A 19,768-nucleotide genomic window follows, 5' to 3' on the forward strand; every position below is an offset into this window, starting at 1 on the left:
CGATGTTAACACGAAGCCCGCTCGTCCCGTGGCTGGCCGGCGCGCCGGCCGGACAGCGCCGCGTCCGCGCCGGCCACCGCCTCGGCGAGAAAATCGGCGACGGCGCGCACGCGGCTCGACGCGGCCAGGTCCGCATGGATCACGAGCCACACCCCGTCGCTGAATACCTGGTCGGGCGCCAGCACGCGCACGAGATCCGTTCCCGTCGCGAGGAAGTCGGGCAGCACCGCGAGGCCGAGGCCCGCGCGCACGGCCGCGATCTGCGCGCGCAGGGTCGACGCCGTCAGCACCACGTGCGCATCGGGCGCGCGCTGCGCCAGCCATTGCGCGGCCGGCAGGTGCGCATGCGCTTCGTCCCACGTGATGACGGCGCGGCCGGCCAGCGGATCGCCCCCCTGCGCCGGGTGGCGCGCGAGGTAGTCGCGGTGGCCGTACACGCCGTGGCTCATCTCGCCCAGGCGGCGCGCCTTGAGGTTGCCGTGGGTCGGGCGCACGACGCGCAGCGCGAGGTCGGCGTCGCGCCGGCCCAGTTCCACGGTGGCCGTCGTCGTGACGATCTCCAGGCGCAGCTGCGGATGGCGCGCGACGAGGCGGGGCAGGGCGGGGATCACGAGGTCGGTCGCCAGGTTCTCGGTCGTGGCCAGGCGCACGAGCCCCGACACGGCGGGACTCAGGCCGGACGCGCCGCGTTCGAACGCCAGCATATTGTCTTCGACGGCCTGCGCGCGCCCGAGCAGTTCGCGGCCCTCGTCCGTCAGGTGGTAGCCCGTCTGGTGGCGCGCGAACAGCCGCGTGGCGAGGCGCGTTTCCAGTTCGGTGATGCGGCGGCTGACGGTCGACTGGCTCACGCGCAGCACGTCCGCCGCGCGCGTCAGGCTGCCGCCGCGCGCTACTTCGAGAAAGTATTTCAGGTCGTTCCAGTCCACGCGTTCGCTCTCGTCTTCCATTTTTGGAAAACGATTATGCGATTATTGGTGTTTTCTTTGCAAGGCGCAGGGCCTACATTGTCGACAGGCCGCCGCCGGCGGCACCCACCACGAAAGGACAACGACATGCTGACCAAACGACGACTCGGAACCCAGGGACTGGAAGTCTCCGCCATCGGCCTGGGCTGCATGGGCATGAGCCATGCCTACGGCACCCCCGACGACGCGGAATCGATCGCGACGATCCACCGTGCCCTCGACCTCGGCTGCACCTTCTTCGACACCGCGGAAGTGTACGGCCCGTTCACCAACGAGGAATTGCTGGGCCGCGCGCTGGCAGGCCGCCGCGACGACGTGCAGATCGCGACCAAGTTCGGCTTCGTCATCGGCAAGGGCCATTTCGCCGGCGCCGACAGCCGCCCGGAACACATCCGCGACGTGGTCGAGGCCTCGTTGAAGCGCCTGCGCACGGACCGCATCGACCTGCTGTACCAGCACCGCGTCGATCCGAACGTGCCGATCGAGGACGTGGCGGGCACCGTCAAGGACCTGATCCAGGAAGGCAAGGTGCTGCACTTCGGCCTGTCCGAGGCGGGCGCCGCGACGATCCGCCGTGCCCACGCCGTGCAACCGGTGACGGCGCTGCAGAGCGAGTATTCGATCTGGGAACGCAACATCGAGGCCGACGTGCTGCCCGTGCTGCGCGAACTGGGCATCGGCTTCGTGCCGTTCAGCCCTCTCGGCCGCGGCTTCCTGACCGGCACGGCCAAGCGCGCCGAGGACTATCCGGCGGACGATTTCCGCGCCCAGAACGATCCGCGCCTGCAGGGCGAGAATTTCGACCGCAACCAGGCCATCGCCGACCTGGTGAAGGACATCGCCGCAGCGCACGGCGCCCTGCCGGGGCAGGTGGCGCTGGCCTGGCTGCTGGCGCAGGGCGACGACATCGTCCCGATTCCCGGCACGAAGCGCCGCACCTACCTCGAACAGAACCTGGCCGCGGCCGACGTCCGGCTCGACGCGGACGACCTGCGCCGCCTGGACGGGGCGCTGACGCAGATCGGCGTGGCCGGCGCGCGCTACACGGCGAAGGCGCTGGCGATGGTGGATCGCTGACGCCGGCCGGCGGCTCAGTCCTCGCGCGGCGCGGGTTGCAGCGCGGCGCGCACGGCCGCGAGAATGTTGTCCGAGGCGGCGCGGTCGGACACGGCGCGCGCCAGCGTGAGGGCGCCGACCATCGCGGCGAGCGCAACGAGGCCTTCGTCGCCGGGAGCGGCCGCGAGGTTGCAGTCGGCCAGCAATGCCGTCATGCGCGCCACCATCGCGTCGGCGGTGGCGCTGGGCTGGCCGCGCAGGCCCAGTTCCGCGGCCAGCGTGGGCAGCGGACAGCCTTCGCCCGGTTCGTCGCGGTGTTGTGCGGACAGGTAGTGGTCGATGACGGCGCGCGCCGGCGGGTCGGCGGCCGGCGGCGCCTGCCAGCGTTCGAGCGTCTGCTCGGCTGCGGCTTCCAGCGAGGCCTGCACGAGCGCGTCCTTGGATTCGAAGTGGGCGTAAAAGCCGCCGTGGGTCAGGCCGAGCGCCTTCATGAGCGGCACCAGGCCGGTGCCCTCGATGCCGTCCTTGCGGAAGCGGCGCGCGGCTTCGCCGATGATGCGCTGGCGCGTTTCGGCCTTATGGTTACTCGTGTAACGCATGCTTATGGGTCGGTATGCAGTAATCGAATGCGGTCCGTGCGGCCGGGAGCGACGGACCCGCTGGCAACGGATGTGCTCATGAAATTTGGCAACGTTCCGTGTCACGATTGTAAGGCTTTGCGTGGGATTCCACAATTCCGGCCATCGATTTTGACGAAATTTGCCGGAATTGGTGTTGCGTCCCGGCATATCTACGGGCCGCACAGCCATTTTACGATATAAAAACGATAGCGTTCCGCGCTTATTTGGCCGCGGCGGCCGCCGGCGCCGTTTCCGCACCGTGGGATGCGGCCGCCGCCCCGTGCCGCCGCAGGTACGCGGCGCAGGCGTCGGCGTCGAGCGGCTTGCTGAAATAGTCGCCTTGGATCTGGTCGCAGCCCGCGCTGCGCAGCGCGGCCAGCTGGCCGTCCGTCTCGACGCCCTCGGCGATGACGTCCAGGTGCAGCGTGTGCGCCATGGCGATGATCGCCTTCACCATCGCCAGCGATTCGGCGCTCTGGTGCACGTCGAGGACGAAGGAGCGGTCGACCTTGAGCTTGTCGACGGGCAGGCGCTTGAGGTAGCTGAGGCTCGAATAGCCGGTGCCGAAATCGTCGATGCTGAGTGTGGTGCCGAGTTCGCGCAACTGGCGCATCAGGTCCGCGGTGCGGCCCGGGTCGTCCATCGAGATGCTTTCCGTGAGTTCCAGTTCGAGCAGGCGCGGGGGCAGGCCGGATTCGCGCAGGACCGTGCCGACGAGCGCCACGACGTCCGTGCCGAGGAACTGTTTGCCCGACAGGTTGACGGCCACCGGCACGTCCGGCACGCCGGCGTCGCTCCAGGCGCGGCGCTGGGCCACGGCCGCGCGCAGCACCCATTCGCCGATCGGCACGACGAGGCCGGATTCCTCGGCGATCGGGATGAATTCGGCCGGCGAGATCGCGCCGTGCTCCGGATGCTTCCAGCGCACGAGCACTTCGAGGCCGGCCACGGCGCCCGTGCGCAGGTCGGTCTTGGGCTGGTAGTTCAGCGACAGCTCGTTGCGTTCGATGGCATGGCGCAGCTGGTTTTCCAGCGTGAGCTTGCGCTGCAGCGCCTGGCTCAGTTCTTCCGAATAGCGCTGGATCTGGCCGCCGCCCAGCGCCTTGGCGCGGCGCACGGCCATCGTCGCGTTGTTGAGCAGGACGTCGCCGTCGGCGCCGTCTTCCGGGAAGATGGCGTAGCCGATGCTGCACGTGAGCGGGATCGCGCCGCCGGCCGTCTTGAATTCCCGCGTGACGGACTGCAGCAACTGGCGCAGGCGGTCGCGCGCCACGCTGTCGTCGCCCAGGCCGGGCAGCAGCAGGACGAATTCGTCGCTGCCCGCGCGCGCCAGCAGGTCGCCCGGCCGCAGCAGGTTCTGCAGGCTCCACGTGATTGCGACGAGGGCCTTGTCGCCCGCGTGGTGGCCCAGCAGCTCGTTGAGGCGCTTGAACTTGTCGACGTTGACCGTCGCGATGAGCGTGTGGCCGCCGTCGTGCTTCCATTTATCGAGGTTGTCGGCGATGGTCTTCACGAGCACCTGGCGGTTCGCGAGGCCCGTCAGCATGTCGTGCGTGAGCAGGAACTCGACCTGGCCGGCGGCCGCCGCCAGTTCGGGATTCGCGTTGTCGACGTAGACGTGCGAGCGCAGCGACTGCGCGGCCGCGGCCAGCTGGCGGAAGTGGATCAGCTGTTCCGTCATGCGCGCCAGGTCGCGCAGGATGTCGAGTTGTTCCTCGGTGAGCGTGCGCGGCACGCGGTCGAGGACGCACAGGGTCCCCAGCGGCATCCGGTCGATCGAGTACAGTTGCACGCCCGCGTAAAACCGGATGTGCGGCGGGTTCACGACCATCGGATTGTCGGCGAAGCGCGCGTCCTTCGTCGCGTCCGGGACGATCAGCGGTTCGTGGTCGAGGATCGCATGGCCGCAGAACGAGATCTCGCGCCGCGTGCCTGTCATGTCGATGCCGCAGCGCGACTTGAACCATTGGTCTTCCTTGTCGACCAGCGACACGAGCGCGATCGGCATGTCGAGGAGCCGGCTGGCCATGCGGGTGATGCGGTCGAAGGCGTCTTCCGGCGCGCTGTGGAGGAGGCGGGTGGCGTGCAGCGCCGTCAGCCGGCGCGCTTCGTCGAGCGGGATGGATGGGGTCTGCATGGCATGTCTTGTTCGGGTCGGTTCAGACACATTCTGCCACGGTCGGCAAACTGGAGGCACGAGCTTGGCGCGGCGTTGCCGCCGGGAAGGTCAAGCCGTCCTGAACCGCTGCACGAGCCAGTCCGCGAACACGCGCACGCGGGCCGACAACTGGCGCGCCTGCGGGTACAGCACGGAGACGGGGATCGTCGGCGGCGGCACGTCCGCGAGCACCTCGACGAGCTGCCCCGCCGCCAGCTGTTCGGCGACGCGGTAGCGCGGCACCTGCACGAGCCCCAGGCCCGCGAGGGCCGCCGCCGTATAGGCTTCCGTGCCCGTGACCGAGACGACGCCGGGCGGCGTCGCCAGTTTCAGTCCCGTGTCCGTCATGAATTCCAGCGGATACGGCCGGCCCGTCGCCGTCGACACGTAATGGACCGCCTGGTGGCGCGCGAGGTCGGCCAGCGCCGCGGGCACGCCCAGGCGGTCCAGGTAGGCGGGACTGGCCACCGTCACCTGTTCCAGGTCGGCCGCGCGCCGCGCCACCATCGACGAATCGTGCAGCTGGCCCGCGCGCAGCACGCAGTCGACGCCTTCGCGCACGAGGTCGACGAGGCGGTCGTCCTCGCCCACGTGCAGCTGGATGCGCGGATAGCGGGCGAGGAACGCGGGCAGCGCGGGAAACACGAAGTAGCGCGCCAGCGTCGGCTGCAGGTTCACGCGCAACAGGCCGGCGGGCTCGCTGCCGCGGAACGCATCCTCCGCCTCGTCGAGGTCGGCCAGCAGGCGCACGCAGCGTTCGTAGTACGCGGCGCCGTCCTGCGTGGGCGCGACGGCGCGCGTGGTGCGTTCCAGCAGCCGCGTGCCGAGCCGGTTTTCCAGCCGCTTGATGGCGTTGGTGGCGGTGGCGCGCGGGATCAGGAGATCCTCGGCAGCCTGCGTGAAGCTGCGGCGCTCCACGATGCGCACGAAAATCTGCATCTCCTGGAACCGGTCCATCTGCGTCGCCATGCGTGCCACCTCCCGGCCGGCATTATACGGTGCGCGCGCAGGCCGGTCGCCTTACGCGATGCCGCCGTTGGCGCGCAGGACCTGGCCGTTGACCCAGCCGCCGTCCGGACCGGCCAGGAAGGCCACGACGCCGGCGATGTCGTCCGGCTCGCCCAGGCGTCCCAGCGGCGACATCATGGCGGCCTGGCGGATCTGCTCGTCGGACTTCCCGTCCAGGAACAGTTCGGTGGCGACGGGTCCCGGCGCCACCGCGTTGCAGGTGATGTCGCGGCCGCGGAGCTCTTTCGCGAACACGCGGGTCAGCGCTTCCACGGCGCCCTTGGTGGCGACGTACACGCCGTAGGTCGGCGGCGCCATGTGCAGCACGCTCGTCGAGAAGTTGACGATGCGCCCGCCGCCGTTCAGGCGCGCGGCCGCCTCGCGCATCGTGTTGAACGTGCCCGTGACGTTGATGGCCATGGTGCGCTCGAACACCTCGTCGCTCGTCTCGGCGATGGTCACGTACGGCAGGATGCCGGCGTTGTTGACGAGGATGTCGACGCGGCCGAGCCGTTCTTCGATCGTCGCGAACATCGCTTTCACGTCGGCGACCCGGGCGACATCGGCCCGGACCGCGATGGCACGGCCGCCGGCCTGTTCGATGGCGGCGACGGTGGCGTTGGCGGCCGCTTCGTTGCCGGCGTAGTTGACGGCGACGGCGAATCCGTCAGCCGCGAGGCGTTTGGCGACGGCGGCGCCGATGCCGCGCGAGGCGCCGGTGACGAGGGCGACGCGGGTGGTTGGCTGGGCTTGCTGGTTCATGGTGACCTCTTGGTTGGTTGACAGTAAGGTCATGATGATTGATTTCTGTTGGAAGATAATCAGGTTTGTGGTGTATTCATAATTTCGTTTCAAACAACAATCGGCGGACACGGGCACGTTGCCGGGCGAACCGTGGGTCCGGCCGCGCAGCCCTGCCTGTGGGCTGCGCCGGGCGCGCATACCGCGCAAGAAATCCGCGCACGATTGGCCGCGCCCCGGTCCTTGGGTTAACATTTCCTGTATCGGCGTCGGCCCGCGCAGGGCGGCCCGCGGCGGGCACCAGGGAGACCACCATGAAAGCGATCATCACCGGCCACACCAGGGGCCTCGGCGCCGCGCTCGCCGGCAACCTGCTGGCGCGCGGCGTGCCCGTGCTGGGCCTGGCGCGCAGCCGCGCGCCCGAGCTGGCGGACGCGTATCCCGACCTGTTCGAGGAGATCGAGCTCGACCTGGCCGACAGCGTCGCGCTGTCCGGCTGGCTGGCGGGCGGCGCGCTCGGCGCCTACCTGGACGGCACCGGCGCCGTCCTGCTGCTGAATAATGCGGGCATGGTCAGCCCGGTCGGCCCGCTCGACGCGCAGGACCCGCAGGCCGTGCTGCGCGCCGTGCAGCTGAACGTGGCGGCGCCGATGGCGTTGGCGGCCGCCGTCGTGCGCGCCAGCGACGGGGCGCAGCGGCGCATCCTGCACATTTCCAGCGGCGCCGGCCGCAGCCCGTACGCGGGCTGGAGCGTCTACTGCGCCACCAAGGCCGCCCTCGACCACCACGCGCGCGCCGTCGCGCTGGACCGCGAACGGGGCGTCCGTATCTGCAGCCTGGCGCCGGGCGTCATCGACACCGGCATGCAGGCCGAGATCCGCGCCGTGCCCGAGGAACGCTTCCCCATGCGCCAGCGCTTCGTCGACCTCAAGGAGACGGGCGCGCTCCTCGATCCCGACGAATGCGCCGAGCACCTGGTCGACTACCTGCTCGGCGCCGGTTTCGGGGCCGAAGTCATCGCCGACCTGCGCACGTTGTCCTGAGCGCCGTCCCGAGCCCGGTTACGCGGCCGGCGCGCGCGGAATCTGCAGGCCTTCGGCGACGGCCGGGCGGGCGCGGAACGCTTCCAGCACACGGCCCACTTCCGGGAAACGGTCGAAGCCGACGATCTCGCCGGCATCGTAGAAGCCGATCAGGTTGTTCACCCACGGGAAGGTCGCGATGTCGGCGATCGTGTACTCGTCGCCCATGATCCAGTCGCGGCCGCGCAGGTGCGCGTCGAGCACGCCCAGCAGGCGCTTCGCCTCGTGCACATAGCGGTCGCGCGGGCGCTTGTCCTCGTATTCGCGGCCGGCGAACTTGTGGAAGAACCCCAGCTGGCCGAACATCGGGCCGATGCCGCCCATCTGGAACATCAGCCACTGGATCGTCTCGTAGCGCCGCGCCGGGTCCGCGGGCAGCAGCTTGCCCGTCTTCTCGGCGAGGTACAGCAGGATCGCGCCCGATTCGAACAGCGGCAGCGGCTTGCCGCCGGGGCCGTCGGGGTCGATGATCGCGGGGATCTTGTTGTTCGGGTTCAGCGCCATGAATTCCGGGCTCGTCTGCTCGTTCTTGTCGAACGCGATGCGGTGCACCTCGTACGGCAGCTTGATCTCTTCCAGCATGATCGACACCTTCACGCCGTTCGGCGTCGGCAGCGAATACAGCTGCAGGCGGTCGGGGTGCTGCGCGGGCCATTTCTGCGTGATGAGGAACTGGTTCAGGTCGGTCACGGACGATTCTCCTGTCGGTTGGTTTGCATTGATTGTACTCAAGATACGGTTTTGCGCAGGGTGGGAGCATACATCTTGGTCTTGGGCAACGATGGGGAGCCATGGACGAGCTGCTGCGCTACTACGAGGAAGAGCTGGGGTTGTTCGGCCAGTTCGCGCGCGAATTCCGCGCCCGCTATCCCAAGCCGGCCAGCGACCTGCACGTGACCGGCGACACCTGGGACGATCCCGGCGTCGCGCGCCTCATCCAGTCCGTCGCGTTGCTGTCCGCGCGGATCAACAAGCGCCTCGACGACGATTATCCCAAGTTCACCGAAGCGCTGCTGGACAGCCTGTATCCCCATTACCTGCGGCCGCTGCCGTCGTATTCCGTCGTCCAGGTGGGCTACCGCGCGCCCGCCGAGGTGCCGGAAAAGCCGTTCCTGCTCGCGCGCGGCACGATGCTGCGCACCAGCGCCGGGACGGATGCGCCATGCCTGTTCCGCACCGTCTACGACGTGCTGCTGGCGCCGCTCACCGTGGCGCGGCTCGCGTTCGTGCCGCTGCTCGAGGTCCCAAGCGCACTGCGCGCGCCGCGCAAGGTAGCGAGCAACAGCGCCTGCGGCATCAGCCTCACGATCGAGACGGCGCGCGGCGGCTTTCCGGAGCGCCTGCCGCCGGCGCTGCGCCTGTTCGCCGACGGCGACGCGTCGACCCGCGCCGCGCTGATCGACGCGCTGTTCCTGCGCGCCGCCTCCGCCTGGCTGCAGCCGGAAGGCGACAAGGGCTGGCTGCCGCTCGCGCGCGTGCCGCTGCGGCTGGCCGGCCTCGCGGACGAGGATGCGATGCTGCCGTATCCCGCGCGCTCGCACCCGGCGCCGCGCCTGCTGACCGAGTATTTCTGTTATCCGGAAAAATTCAATTTCATCGACGTCGACCTGGCGGCGCTGGGCGACCTGCTGCCGCCGCGCTGCCGCCGGTTCACGCTGCATGTCGCGCTGTCCGGCATCGCCCCCGATTCCGACGGCGCGCGCCTGCTGGCCGGGCTGGACGCGCGCAACCTGCTGCCCGGATGCACGCCCGTCATCAATCTGTTTTCCAAGCCCGGGGCGCCGCTGCAGCTCGCCTACACGAGCGCCGACTACCCGCTGCTGGCCGACGGCGCCCACGCGGCCGCGTTCGAGATCCACAGCGTGGACGCGGTGCGCCTCGTGCGCGAAGGCACGGGCACCGTGACCCCGTTCGCGCCCCTGTATGCGCCGGGCGACGCCGCGCCGGGCGACGCTTCGTCCGGGGGCGCGGGCAGGGCGGACGCGGCGCACTACTGGATCGCGCGGCGCGACTACGCGACGGCCGCCGTCAGTCCCGGCCACGAGATGCGCATCGCCCTCGTCGACGGCGATTTCCACCCGCTCGACGCGGCCGGCGCGACGCTCTCCACCGAGCTGACGTGCAGCAACCGCGACGTGCCGTCGCGCCTGCCGTATGGCCAGCCGCAGGGCGACCTGCGCAGCGACGAGCTGTCGGCCCTGGCCCCCATCCGCATGCTGCGCAAGCCCACGCCCAGCTGGCGCTTCGCCGGCACGCGCGGTACGCACTGGCGCCTGATCGCCCACCTGGCCATGAACCATGCCGGCCTGACGATGGCCGGCCTGGCCGACTTTCAAAAGATGCTCGTGCTGTACGACCTGCCGCGCTCGCCCGTGGCGCAGCGCCAGATTGCCGGCATCGTCGGGCTGGAACACGGCACGGTGCGCGCGTGGGTCGGCGCGGCGCCCGTCGCCAGCCTCACGCCCGGCATCGGCATCCGTCTCACTGTCGACGAGGACGCGTTCGCCGGCACCGGCCTGTATCCGTTCGTGCAGGTGCTCGACCATTATTTTGCCCTGAACGGCCAGCTCAACTGCTTCACCCGGCTGCAGGTCGTGTCGCACCAGACCGGCCGCGAAATCCTCGCCTGCGCTCCGCGGACCAGCGGCGGCGGATGGACCTGATCGCGCGCCTGCTGGCCGAGCCCCAGCGCTTCGACTTCGTGCAGGCCGTGCGCCTGCTGCTGCTGGCGCTGGACGAGCGCGGCATCCCCCCGCGCCGCGCGCTCGCGCGCCACCTGCGCTTCGCCAACAGCGTCGCGCTCTCGTTCCCGCCCAGCCAACTGGAGGGGGCGGCGCGGGAGCCGGACGGCTACCGCCTGACGCCCAGCTTCATGGGCCTCCTGGGCGCGCACGGGGCGCTGCCGCTGCACGTGACGGAGCGCCTGCTCGGGCTGCCGACGGACGCGCCGGATGCGCAAGCCGCGCGCGCCTTCCTCGACATGTTCAGCACGCGCATGCTCGCGCTGTGGTACGGCGCGTGGCAGAAATACCGGGTCGAGCACCTCGTGACCGGCCCGCGCGACGGGTTTCTCCCCTTGCTGCTGGCGCTGGCGGGCGTGCCGGGCGGCGCGGCGTTCGCGCGGGACGGCGTCCCGGACACCGCACTGGCCGCGTTCGCGGGCCTGCTGCGCCGGCGGCCCGTGTCGGCGGTCGTGCTGGGCCGGGTGTTGTCCAGCCACTTCGGCGTGGCCGTGCGCGTGCAGGAGGGCGTCGGCCATTGGGATCGGCTGGCTGTGTCCGAACAGAGCGCCCTCGGCACAAAATTCGAAAACCGCGCGCTGCTCGGCCGGCGCGCGCTGCTGGGCGCGCGCAGCTGGCGCCCCGACCTGCGCGTGCGCGTGCGCATCGGCCCCCTCGACCGTACCCGCTACGACCACTTCCTGCCCGGCGCGGCGGGCGCCCGCGCGCTGCGCACGTTGCTGGGCCTGTTCGCCGTCCCGACGCTCGCCTACGACATCGTGCTCGTGCTGCGCCAGGCCGACCTGGGACCGGTGCAGCTCGAGGCGGCGGGCCGCCGGCTCGGCCTGGACAGCTATCTGCTCAGCGCCCCCGCCGCGGCCGACCGCGCCGACCTTTGCTACGAACTCCGTCCGCTCGACCCGCTGCCGCCCCTGTCCGCCACAAAATCCCCTTGACCTTCCCATCGTGGGAAGGCATATCCTGTGTCGGTCATCACGGGAGAAACAGTATGGGGATCGACATCGATGTCAGCGGAATGACCTGCGCGTCGTGCGTGGCGCGCGTGGAGAAGGCGATCAAGGCCGTGCCGGGCGTGCGCGACGCGAGCGTCAATCTGGCGACGGAACGCGCGGCCGTGCAGGGCGACGGGCTGGACCTCGCGGCCATCGTGGCCGCCGTCGAGCGGGCCGGCTACGCGGCGCGGCCGGCGGGCAGCGCCAAGGCCGAGGCGCCCGCGGCGCCGGGACTGCCCACCTGGTGGCCCGTCGCCGTGGCCGCGCTGCTCAGCGTTCCGCTCATCGCCCCGATGCTGCTGGCGCCGTTCGGCATCGACTGGATGCTGCCCGGCTGGCTGCAACTCCTGCTGGCGACGCCCGTCCAGTTCTGGCTCGGCGCGCGCTTTTACCGGGCCGGCTGGAAGGCCGTGCGCGCTGGCGCCGGCAATATGGACCTGCTCGTCGCGATCGGCACGTCGGCCGCGTACTTCCCGTCGTTGTACCAGTTGCTGTACGCGGGCGGCGGGCACCTGTATTTCGAATCCGCCGCCGTCGTCGTCACGCTCGTCCTGCTCGGCAAATGGCTGGAAGGCCGCGCGCGGCACCAGACCGTCGCCGCGATCCGCGCGCTGGAGGCGTTGCGGCCCGCCGAGGCCATCGTCCGCCGCGCCGGCCGCGACGTGACGATTCCGCTCGACGACCTGCGCGCCGGCGACCTGATGGTCGTGCGGCCGGGCGAACGCGTGCCGGCCGACGGCCGCGTCATGGAAGGCGCCAGCCATCTCGACGAATCCCTGCTGACGGGCGAGAGCCTGCCAGTGGCGAAGGGCACGGGCGACCGCGTCACGGGCGGCGCCGTCAACGGCGAGGGCCTGCTGCTGGTCGAGGCGACCGCGGTCGGCGCGGACAGCATGCTGGCCCGGATCATCTGCATGGTCGAGGACGCGCAGGCCGCCAAGGCCCCGATCCAGCGGCTCGTCGACAAGGTCAGCGCCGTGTTCGTGCCCGTCGTGCTGCTGATCTCCCTCGTCACCCTGCTGGCCTGGGGCCTGGCGACCGGGGACTGGCAGCACGCGCTGCTGAACGCGGTGGCCGTGCAGGTGATCGCCTGTCCGTGCGCGCTGGGTCTCGCCACGCCGACCGGGATCATGGTCGGCACGGGCGCGGCCGCGCGCCACGGCATCCTGATCAAGGACGCGGAAGCGCTGGAGACGGCGCACGCGCTCGAGATGGTCGTGTTCGACAAGACGGGTACGCTGACGGAAGGCCGTCCGCGCGTGGTCGCGCTGGAAGGCGGCGACACGCGCCGGCTGCTGGCATTGGCCGCGGCCGTCCAGCAGGGCAGTGCGCATCCGCTGGCGCGCGCCGTGACGGATCTGGCCGCGGCGCGCGCGGTGGCCGCGCCGCCCGCGACGGAATCCGCCGCGCTGCCGGGCCGCGGCGTGCGCGCCCGCGTGGACGGCGACACGGTTTATCTCGGCAACCGCCGCATGCTGGACGAGATCGGCGCCGGCGCTGTCTTGCCGGGCGCGCTGGCCGCCGCGGCCGCGCGCCACGAGGCCGACGGCCGCACCGTGTCGTGGCTGGCCCGCGACGACGGTGGTGCCATCGTCGTGGAAGGCGTGCTCGCATTCGGCGACCGCCTCAAGCCGACGAGCCAGGCGGCCATCGCCCGCCTGCGCGCCCTCGGCGTGGACAGCATGATGCTGAGCGGCGACAACGAAGGCAGCGCGCGCGCCGTCGCGCAGGCGCTCGGGCTCACGCGCTGGGTCGCGCACGTGCAGCCGCAGGACAAGGCCGACGTCGTGCGCGGCCTGATGCGCGAAGGGCACAAGGTGGGCATGGTGGGCGACGGCATCAACGACGCCCCCGCGCTGGCGGCGGCCGACGTCGGCATCGCCATGGCCGGCGGCACCGACGTCGCGCTGCACACGGCCGCGATCACCCTGATGCGCGGCGACCCGCTGCTCGTGGCGGACGCCATCGACATCTCGGACCGCACGTGGCGCAAGATCCGCCAGAACCTGATGTGGGCCTTCGTCTACAACGTCGTCGGCATTCCCGTCGCGGCGCTGGGCCTGCTGAACCCCGTGCTGGCCGGGGCGGCGATGGCGCTGAGTTCCGTCAGCGTCGTCACCAATGCGCTGCTGCTGCGGCGCTGGCGGCCGGCGCCGCGTCCGGCCATTGACGATACGATTTCAACCAACGGGGCGGACCTGCCCCAAGTACAAGGAGCACACACGATGTATGAATTGACTGTCGAAGACATGAGCTGCGGCCACTGCGTGGGCCGCGTCACCAAGTCGGTGCAGGCGATCGACAAGGACGCGAAGGTCGAGGTCGACCTGCCGACCAGGAAAGTCAAGGTCGAGAGCACCGCCGACCTGGACGCGATCGCGCAGGCGATCGATGCGGCCGGGTATCCGGTGACGGCCCGCGGCGCCTGACCTGACACGGCGTTATCGGCCGAATTCGTGCCGGCACCGAATGGCGGTGCCGCACGACAGGCATCACGACAGCGGCGGGTCGGATGTTCGTTGGATGGGGGCCTGTGACGCTGGATGGCTGGCTTCGACCATTTGCACATGCGGCCCGGTCAAAAATCGATTTTTTGGAGTCGACTATTTATGTCCACCCCATGATTTTCCAGGCGTGCCTGGATATGCACCTTCGTCGTGAATTTCCGCGTGTCCTTGCGATCCGCGCTAACGATGACGGACTTTGCACTGCCGTCGTACGAGCAGACTGCCGCTGGCGGCGCCGGACAGGTGAAACCGAGCGCGTTGAGCGCCGCGAGGGGATCGGCGGCATTCAGAACCCGGGGCACATTGACCAGGTCACCAATGCTCCGGTCCACGGCTGTCTCGCCCAGGAACATCGAATATTTCAACTGGGTGGCCAATTTGCTCGTGCCAAGTCCAGCGTAATCATTGGTTGCTGCCGGGTCGATCGAGCAGGCCGCGAGTAGTAACGGGAAAACGTGTTTCAGGTATTTCATCTGAGCGTATGCCCGGCATGGATTATTTCGTTTCTCTTCGGCTGCGCCCGGCATTTTCGTCAACCGTTGCTCGCCCCTTGCGATGCCGATGTCGAAAACGAAGTGCGGCGGCCACATCGCAAAAGTTGACGTTCATCGTGCCGGTCATTGTAAAGAAATGCCGTTGCGATTTTCCGGCAGATTGTCGCCAATATTAATTGGTCGACGCCTGGTCACTCGATTTTCCTGACGAAGCCGACATAGATCCGCCGGGCGACGAAATGGTCGAACCCGACCTGGTGGAACGTGCTCGTGTCGGTCCGATAGGCGCGTGCGCTGCCGTCGAAGATGTCGTTCGCGTTGACTGTCAGGCCGAGCGTCTTGCTCAGGGCATGCTTCCACGTCAGGTTCACGCTGCTGGTCGCACCGCGGCGGCCCAGCGGCGCGAGCGCGGCCGACTGGCCATGCGCATCGAGCGCCACGTCGTCGCGGCCGACGCGGTACGCCGCCCTGACGTTCAGGTAGCCGGAGACGCCGTCCTGGCGCACGGCGCCGGCAAGATCGGGCGTATCGAGCACCACGCGATATGCGCCGCCGTCCAAGCCCAGGCGCAGCGTCGCATCCGGCGTCCAGTCGAGCGAGCCCGTGATGCCGGCCGAGCGGGCCTGTCCGCCATTCTGCTTCGACGTGACCAGCACGTTGTCGACGAAACTGCGCGCGTCCGTCACCGTATCGCGGCTCGTGCGGTAGAACGCACCGACGTTGCCGTCCAGGTGCGCCGTGCCGGCATGGGCGCCGATCTCCCATGCGGTCAGGCGCTGCGGCCCGAGGCCGGGATTGCCGCGGCTCAGATTCTGCGCGTCGACATAGGTGGTGAATGGGTTGCGGTCGCGCGGATCGGGCATCTGGAGGCTGCGGCGATAGGCGAGCGTCAGGTCGGCGTCGTCGCCGACCGCGTACTTCAGGTGCAGGCTCGGATCGAAGGCCTGCCAGTGCCCGGTCCGCGCGCTGCCCTGTGCGGGATTCACCCGCAGCGCCATGCGTTCGGCCCGTCCGCCCAGCAGTGCTTCCCATTTGCCGTGCCGGATCCGGTCCGTCAGGTAGACGGCGCGCAGGGCCGTCGTCACGGTGTAGCCGTTGGTCGTGGCCGGATCGGGCGTCTCGACACCCGTCGCGGGATCGACCCGCGCCTGGTAGTTGCCGATGGCGTCGGTCTGGTCCCGTAGATCCAGGCCCATGCCCCATTGGCCGTGTTTCGCCGCGCCGGTCCAGTCGACGGTGGCCTGGTCGAGGCGGCGCGCCGACCGGGTCGCACCATGGCTGTAGTCGGTGGCGCGCGCGGGCTCCACGAATACGTCGCGATACGACTTGTCGACCAGGCCCACCGTCGCGCTGTGCTGCACCGTCGCCTTGAGCGCCGCGCCGTCGCCCTGATGGCTGACGCTCAGGTTAGCGCTGTCGTCCGACTGCTCGTTCGGCCCGTTGGAGATGCGGTGAAAGGTGGTCGTGGCGGCGCCGGTACTGGTCTCGTTGAGGACGTCGAACAAGGGACGCGACCGCCGTTCGTTATGGCGCGCCGACAGGCTGACGCTGTCGGCGTCGCTCAGGGCGTAATCGGCGCCCAGCGCCGCGCTGTCCACCACGCGCCGGATGAACACCCGCGACGCCTGCAGTGCCTGTGCGGACTGGCCCGCGGCCGGATTATTCCAGTCGACGCTCGAACGGCGGATCTTCAGCGTGCCGTCATGGCGGTACGCCACGTTGCCGTGCACGCTCAACCGGCCCCGGGTCGCGTCGCCCGACGCGCCGGCGTTCCACAGGCCCTGGTCCGTGGCGCTGCCCTGGACCTGCGCGTGCGCGCCGGGCTTGCGGTTGCGCTTCAAGACGATATTCAGGATCGCGCCGCCGTTGGCGCGATACGCGGCGGACGGATTCGTGATGACTTCGACGCTCGCGATGTCGGCGCCGCTCATGGTCTGCAGCGCCAGCGCGCGTTCTTCGCCGGACCCCGACAGCATCGCCGTCGGCTTGCCGTCGACGAGGACCGTGACCTGGGTATTGCCCTTGACCGCGATCTGCCCGTCGGCCGTGACCGAGACCTCCGGCGTCGCCTGCAGCACGTCCTGCGCCGACCCGTTGGCTGCCCGCGGCGTGTCGGCAACCTGGTAGACGGTCTTGTCGAGTTTTCTGGCGACCGCCGCCTTCTTCGCCGTGACGGTGACCGTCGGGGCGCCGGGATCGCCGTCGCCGTCGCCGGCGCGTGCCGTCACCGGCAGCGCGGCGAGGTCGCACAGGATCGCCGATCGTATCGTCTTCTGCACACCATGTCCTTTCATTCCGTTGAACCGGATTGTCGGGGACATTCGACCGTGTCGAAGACGGTGTGTGACCGGCGCCCTGTTCGGCGTGACGTGCGGGTCAGTGGCCCTGGTGGCCGCCGCTGCTTTCTCTGCGCCGCGCGGTCCCGATGACTTCACCCTGCGCCGGCGCGGCCGGCGCATCCACGGCCTCCGGCACCGCGCCCGTCCACTCGCGCGCCACCGTGCCGGCCGGATGCCGGTACCAGCCGGGATCGCGGTAGTCGCCCCGCGCCAGTCCCTCGCGTACCTTGATGACGGTGAACATGCCGCCCATCTCGATATTCCCGAACGGGCCGCGTCCCGCCATCATCGGCAGCGTGTTTTCCGGCAGCGGCATCTGCATGCCGCCCATCGATCCGCCCTTGTCGCCCATGGTCATATAGCCGGGCACGAGGTCGTTGATCTTCTGCGCGACGCCGGCCTGGTCGACGCCGATCAGGGTCGGCATATCGTGGCTCATCGCGTTCATCGTGTGGTGCGACTTGTGGCAGTGGAAGGCCCAGTCGCCCGGATTGTCCGCGACGAATTCGATGGCGCGCATCTGGCCTACGCCGATGTCGACCGTCACCTCGGGCCAGCGCGCGGACGGCGGAATCCAGCCGCCGTCCGTGCCCGTCACCTCGAAGCGGTGGCCGTGGATGTGGAACGGGTGGTTCGTCATCGTCAGGTTGCCCATGCGGATGCGCACCTTGTCGTCCTTGCGCACCACCATCGGGTCGGTGCCGGGGAAGGCGCGGCTGTTGATGGTCCACAGGTTAAAGTCGAGCATCGTGTTCACGTTCGGCGTGTAGTTGCCGGGCGCGATGTCGTACGCGTTCAGCAGGAACACGAAGTCGCGGTCGACGGCCTGCCGGCGCGGATCCTTCGGGTGCGTGACCCAGAAGCCCATCATGCCCATCGCCATCTGCGTCATCTCGTCGCTGTGCGGGTGGTACATGAAGGTGCCCGCATGGCGCGCGACGAATTCGTAGACGAAGGTCTTGCCGGGCGCGATGGCGGGCTGCACGAGTCCCGCCACGCCGTCCATCCCGTTCGGCAGGATCTGGCCGTGCCAGTGGATGGTCGTCGCCTCCGGCAGTTTATTGGTCACGAAGATGCGCACCTTGTCGCCTTCCACGACCTCGATGGTCGGTCCCGGGCTTTGCCCGTTGTAGCCCCACAGGTTCGCCTTCATGCCGGGCGCGATCTCGCGCACGACGGGTTCGGCCACGAGGTGGAATTCCTTGACGCCGTCCTTCATGCGCCACGGCAGGCTCCAGCCGTTGAGCGTGACGACGGGATTGTACGGGCGGCCGCTCGTTGGATGCTGCGGCGGCTGCGTCGCGGCCGAGGCCTGGACCGGCGCTTCCGGAATGGCGGCCGCGCCGGCCTTCGACACGAGCGAGGCGCCCACCATGGCGCCGGCCGCGCCGGTGATGAAATTTCTGCGGCTGGTCATTCTGCCTTGTCCTTGTTCTGCGGGTTCAATCGGGTGCCGAGCGTGGCTTCCAGTGCGGCGTGGGCGGTCCAGAAGGCGTCCAGCGCCTCGATGTAGGCGCCGACCGCCTCCGCCTGTGCGCGCGCGTCGGCCAGCAGGTCCTGCGGGCTGGCCAGCATGCCGTTGTAGCGCAGCAGGACCTCGTGCCCGATCTTCCTGCGCAGCGGGATGATCGTGTCGCGATAATGCCGCGCCACGTCGTACGCGTTGCGATAGGCGAGATAGCCCTCGCGCGCCTCGCTGCGCGCCGTGACGGCGGTGAGCGCCACGCGGTTCACGGCCTGCATGTACGTGGCCTCGGCGCGTGCGACGCGCGCGCCGCCCCAGTCGAACAGCGGCAGTTCCAGCGACAGCGTGTAGCCGTGTTGCCTGGGCGCGCCGGTGTCCGACTTGTCGGCATAGCCGGCGTCGAGCACGTCGATGAAGCGGGTCGTGCGCGTGAGGCCCAGGTCCGTCGCGGTGGCGGACGCCTCGGCCTTCGCGGCCTGCACGTCCAGGCGCTGTTCCAGCGCGATGCGTTCGACGTCGGCCAGTTCCGCCGGCGCGGCCGGCAGGTCGGGCAGGTGGTCGGGCAGCGCGTAGCCGGCGTCCTTGCCCCACAGGCCCAGCGCGCGCGTGAGGCGCTCGCGCGCGGCGGTCGCGCGCCTGGCCGCGCGCGCGACGTCGCTTGCGGCCTGCGCATGAAAGAGCTGTTCGCGCGCCAGTTCGAGCTGGTTCGTGTTGCCCGCCCTGGCCATGCGGCCGGCCAGTTCGGCGCCGGCTTCGCTCGCTGCCTGCACGCGGCGCGCATAGTCGAGGGCCTGCCTGCCGGCCACCGCCTCGATCCACGCAGTGCGCGTTTCGAGCGCGTGGCGCTCGATGGCGGCGCCGACCTCGCGCTTCACCTGCTCGAAGCGGCGCGCCTCCATGCGCGCGGCCAGCGGCGCGGTCAGCATGCCGACGAGGTCGAACGTGATGCCGCGTTCGATCTCGAGGGCGCCGCCGCCCGCGAGGCGCTTGAAGTCGAACGAGGGATTGCGCGGACGCGCGGCCTGGGCCAGGTCGGCCTGGGCGATCCCCACGTTCCAGTACGCGGCCTGCAGGCCGGGATGGTTGACGAGGGCGATGCGCACGGCCGTGTCCATGTCCAGCGGCGCGCCCGCCGCGAACACGGGCAGCGCCCGCAACGACGGCGGCAGCGCGCCCTGTCCGGCGCCGTCGCGCGTCAGTTGCGGCGTCACCCCGGTGCGGTCCTGCGTCGTGGCGGCGACGTCGTCGAAGCCGCCGTCCGGCGTGACCGTCGCGCAGCCCGCGAGCAGCGCCAGCGCGGCCGCCGCCGGCAGCAGGCGTACTTGCGGCATCACGGCGCTTCCTTGTGGCCGCAGCAGCCCGGCTTGCACGCGGCCGGCTGCGCACCCGTGTCGCCGTGGCCGCTGCACGTGCCGCCGTCTTTCATATCCATGCCGGCGCAGCAGCTTTTCTTGCCGCCGCCGCCGGCCATGCACTGCATGCCTTTCATGCCGCCGGCGGCCATGGACGGCATCGCGCCCATGTCCATGCCGGCGTGATGTTCGTGCATGGGCATGGACATGGCGGGGCCGGTTGCCGGCGCGGGTTCGGCGTGGTCGTC

At 70.0% G+C, this 19,768-nt stretch carries 16 protein-coding genes; 5 read left to right on the forward strand and 11 right to left on the reverse strand.

Annotated features, from left to right (window positions below; genetic code table 11):
- Window positions 1–5: 5 nt before the first annotated feature.
- Window positions 6–947 (reverse strand): LysR family transcriptional regulator, encoded by a 942-nt coding sequence (locus tag ASC93_RS18280; RefSeq protein ID WP_056445418.1) that lies wholly within the window; start codon window positions 945–947, stop codon window positions 6–8.
- Window positions 948–1,052: 105 nt separating this feature from the next.
- Between ASC93_RS18280 and ASC93_RS18285 the strand changes: the two genes are divergently transcribed.
- Window positions 1,053–2,042 carry an aldo/keto reductase gene (locus ASC93_RS18285; protein ID WP_056445421.1) on the forward strand — a complete coding sequence of 330 codons (990 nt, stop codon included), beginning with the start codon at window positions 1,053–1,055 and terminating at the stop codon, window positions 2,040–2,042.
- 14 nt (window positions 2,043–2,056) lie between these two features.
- Here ASC93_RS18285 and ASC93_RS18290 read toward each other — a convergent pair whose 3' ends face one another.
- The 4 genes from ASC93_RS18290 to ASC93_RS18305 all read right to left on the reverse strand — a co-directional run bounded on the left by ASC93_RS18290 (window position 2,057) and on the right by ASC93_RS18305 (window position 6,569).
- Entirely contained in the window at window positions 2,057–2,620 is a 564-nt protein-coding gene (locus ASC93_RS18290; RefSeq protein WP_056445426.1) for a TetR/AcrR family transcriptional regulator, read from the reverse strand.
- A gap of 241 nt (window positions 2,621–2,861) precedes the next feature.
- A complete protein-coding gene (locus ASC93_RS18295; protein WP_056445430.1) occupies window positions 2,862–4,778 on the reverse strand; it encodes a bifunctional diguanylate cyclase/phosphodiesterase in 1,917 nt (638 codons plus the stop codon).
- Between the two features lie 90 nt (window positions 4,779–4,868).
- On the reverse strand, window positions 4,869–5,756 hold the full coding sequence (locus ASC93_RS18300; RefSeq protein ID WP_056445993.1) for a LysR family transcriptional regulator: 888 nt from the start codon (window positions 5,754–5,756) through the stop codon (window positions 4,869–4,871).
- A gap of 63 nt (window positions 5,757–5,819) precedes the next feature.
- Window positions 5,820–6,569, reverse strand: coding sequence for an SDR family oxidoreductase (locus ASC93_RS18305; protein ID WP_082548144.1), 750 nt, complete (start codon window positions 6,567–6,569; stop codon window positions 5,820–5,822).
- A 293-nt stretch (window positions 6,570–6,862) separates the two neighbouring features.
- On the opposite strand from ASC93_RS18305, the gene ASC93_RS18310 reads away from it, so the two are divergent.
- The gene (locus tag ASC93_RS18310) at window positions 6,863–7,591 is read left to right on the forward strand and encodes an SDR family oxidoreductase (RefSeq protein ID WP_056445434.1); all 729 of its coding nucleotides are present in this window, start codon (window positions 6,863–6,865) and stop codon (window positions 7,589–7,591) included.
- 18 nt (window positions 7,592–7,609) lie between these two features.
- On the opposite strand, the gene ASC93_RS18315 is transcribed toward ASC93_RS18310, so the two are convergent.
- Window positions 7,610–8,320 carry a glutathione binding-like protein gene (locus ASC93_RS18315; RefSeq protein WP_056445437.1) on the reverse strand — a complete coding sequence of 237 codons (711 nt, stop codon included), beginning with the start codon at window positions 8,318–8,320 and terminating at the stop codon, window positions 7,610–7,612.
- Window positions 8,321–8,421: 101 nt separating this feature from the next.
- On the opposite strand from ASC93_RS18315, the gene tssF reads away from it, so the two are divergent.
- From tssF to ASC93_RS18330, 3 genes are read left to right on the forward strand one after another with little or no spacing between them, the layout of a single operon-like run.
- On the forward strand, window positions 8,422–10,293 hold the full coding sequence (gene tssF, locus ASC93_RS18320) for a type VI secretion system baseplate subunit TssF (protein ID WP_229412778.1): 1,872 nt from the start codon (window positions 8,422–8,424) through the stop codon (window positions 10,291–10,293).
- Complete coding sequence (gene tssG, locus ASC93_RS18325; protein ID WP_056445441.1) at window positions 10,284–11,306, forward strand: type VI secretion system baseplate subunit TssG; 1,023 nt, start codon at window positions 10,284–10,286, stop codon at window positions 11,304–11,306. Before tssF ends, tssG begins: the two co-directional genes overlap by 10 nt.
- A gap of 53 nt (window positions 11,307–11,359) precedes the next feature.
- Window positions 11,360–13,792, forward strand: coding sequence for a heavy metal translocating P-type ATPase (locus ASC93_RS18330; protein ID WP_056445443.1), 2,433 nt, complete (start codon window positions 11,360–11,362; stop codon window positions 13,790–13,792).
- Between the two features lie 149 nt (window positions 13,793–13,941).
- Here ASC93_RS18330 and ASC93_RS18335 read toward each other — a convergent pair whose 3' ends face one another.
- The 5 genes from ASC93_RS18335 to ASC93_RS18355 form a co-directional block, all read right to left on the reverse strand.
- Entirely contained in the window at window positions 13,942–14,343 is a 402-nt protein-coding gene (locus ASC93_RS18335; RefSeq protein WP_157201997.1) for a hypothetical protein, read from the reverse strand.
- A gap of 212 nt (window positions 14,344–14,555) precedes the next feature.
- Window positions 14,556–16,643, reverse strand: coding sequence for a TonB-dependent receptor (locus ASC93_RS18340; RefSeq protein WP_056445448.1), 2,088 nt, complete (start codon window positions 16,641–16,643; stop codon window positions 14,556–14,558).
- 97 nt (window positions 16,644–16,740) lie between these two features.
- Window positions 16,741–18,120: a multicopper oxidase family protein gene (locus ASC93_RS18345; protein ID WP_056445458.1), complete on the reverse strand. Its 1,380-nt coding sequence runs from the start codon at window positions 18,118–18,120 to the stop codon at window positions 16,741–16,743.
- Entirely contained in the window at window positions 18,117–19,499 is a 1,383-nt protein-coding gene (locus tag ASC93_RS18350; protein ID WP_056445462.1) for a TolC family protein, read from the reverse strand. The genes ASC93_RS18345 and ASC93_RS18350 overlap by 4 nt, the downstream gene beginning before the upstream one ends.
- The coding region (locus ASC93_RS18355; protein ID WP_162251920.1) for a hypothetical protein at window positions 19,499–19,768 on the reverse strand (270 nt) is incomplete at its 5' end. The genes ASC93_RS18355 and ASC93_RS18350, both read right to left, overlap by 1 nt.

It is taken from the genome of Massilia sp. Root335 (assembly GCF_001425685.1).
Taxonomy (GTDB): domain Bacteria; phylum Pseudomonadota; class Gammaproteobacteria; order Burkholderiales; family Burkholderiaceae_D; genus Telluria; species Telluria luteola.

Excerpts from the sequence above, each read along its gene's own strand:
- ASC93_RS18350 (WP_056445462.1), bottom strand. The coding sequence starts at position 19,499 with ATGCCGCAAGTACGCCTGCTGCCGGCGGCGGCCGCGCTGGCGCTGCTC.
- ASC93_RS18330 (WP_056445443.1), top strand. The coding sequence starts at position 11,360 with ATGGGGATCGACATCGATGTCAGCGGAATGACCTGCGCGTCGTGCGTG.
- ASC93_RS18345 (WP_056445458.1), bottom strand. The coding sequence starts at position 18,120 with ATGACCAGCCGCAGAAATTTCATCACCGGCGCGGCCGGCGCCATGGTG.
- ASC93_RS18300 (WP_056445993.1), bottom strand. The coding sequence starts at position 5,756 with ATGGACCGGTTCCAGGAGATGCAGATTTTCGTGCGCATCGTGGAGCGC.
- ASC93_RS18285 (WP_056445421.1), top strand. The coding sequence starts at position 1,053 with ATGCTGACCAAACGACGACTCGGAACCCAGGGACTGGAAGTCTCCGCC.
- ASC93_RS18335 (WP_157201997.1), bottom strand. The coding sequence starts at position 14,343 with ATGAAATACCTGAAACACGTTTTCCCGTTACTACTCGCGGCCTGCTCG.
- ASC93_RS18290 (WP_056445426.1), bottom strand. The coding sequence starts at position 2,620 with ATGCGTTACACGAGTAACCATAAGGCCGAAACGCGCCAGCGCATCATC.
- ASC93_RS18305 (WP_082548144.1), bottom strand. The coding sequence starts at position 6,569 with ATGAACCAGCAAGCCCAGCCAACCACCCGCGTCGCCCTCGTCACCGGC.
- tssF (WP_229412778.1), top strand. The coding sequence starts at position 8,422 with ATGGACGAGCTGCTGCGCTACTACGAGGAAGAGCTGGGGTTGTTCGGC.
- ASC93_RS18295 (WP_056445430.1), bottom strand. The coding sequence starts at position 4,778 with ATGCAGACCCCATCCATCCCGCTCGACGAAGCGCGCCGGCTGACGGCG.
- ASC93_RS18280 (WP_056445418.1), bottom strand. The coding sequence starts at position 947 with ATGGAAGACGAGAGCGAACGCGTGGACTGGAACGACCTGAAATACTTT.
- tssG (WP_056445441.1), top strand. The coding sequence starts at position 10,284 with ATGGACCTGATCGCGCGCCTGCTGGCCGAGCCCCAGCGCTTCGACTTC.
- ASC93_RS18310 (WP_056445434.1), top strand. The coding sequence starts at position 6,863 with ATGAAAGCGATCATCACCGGCCACACCAGGGGCCTCGGCGCCGCGCTC.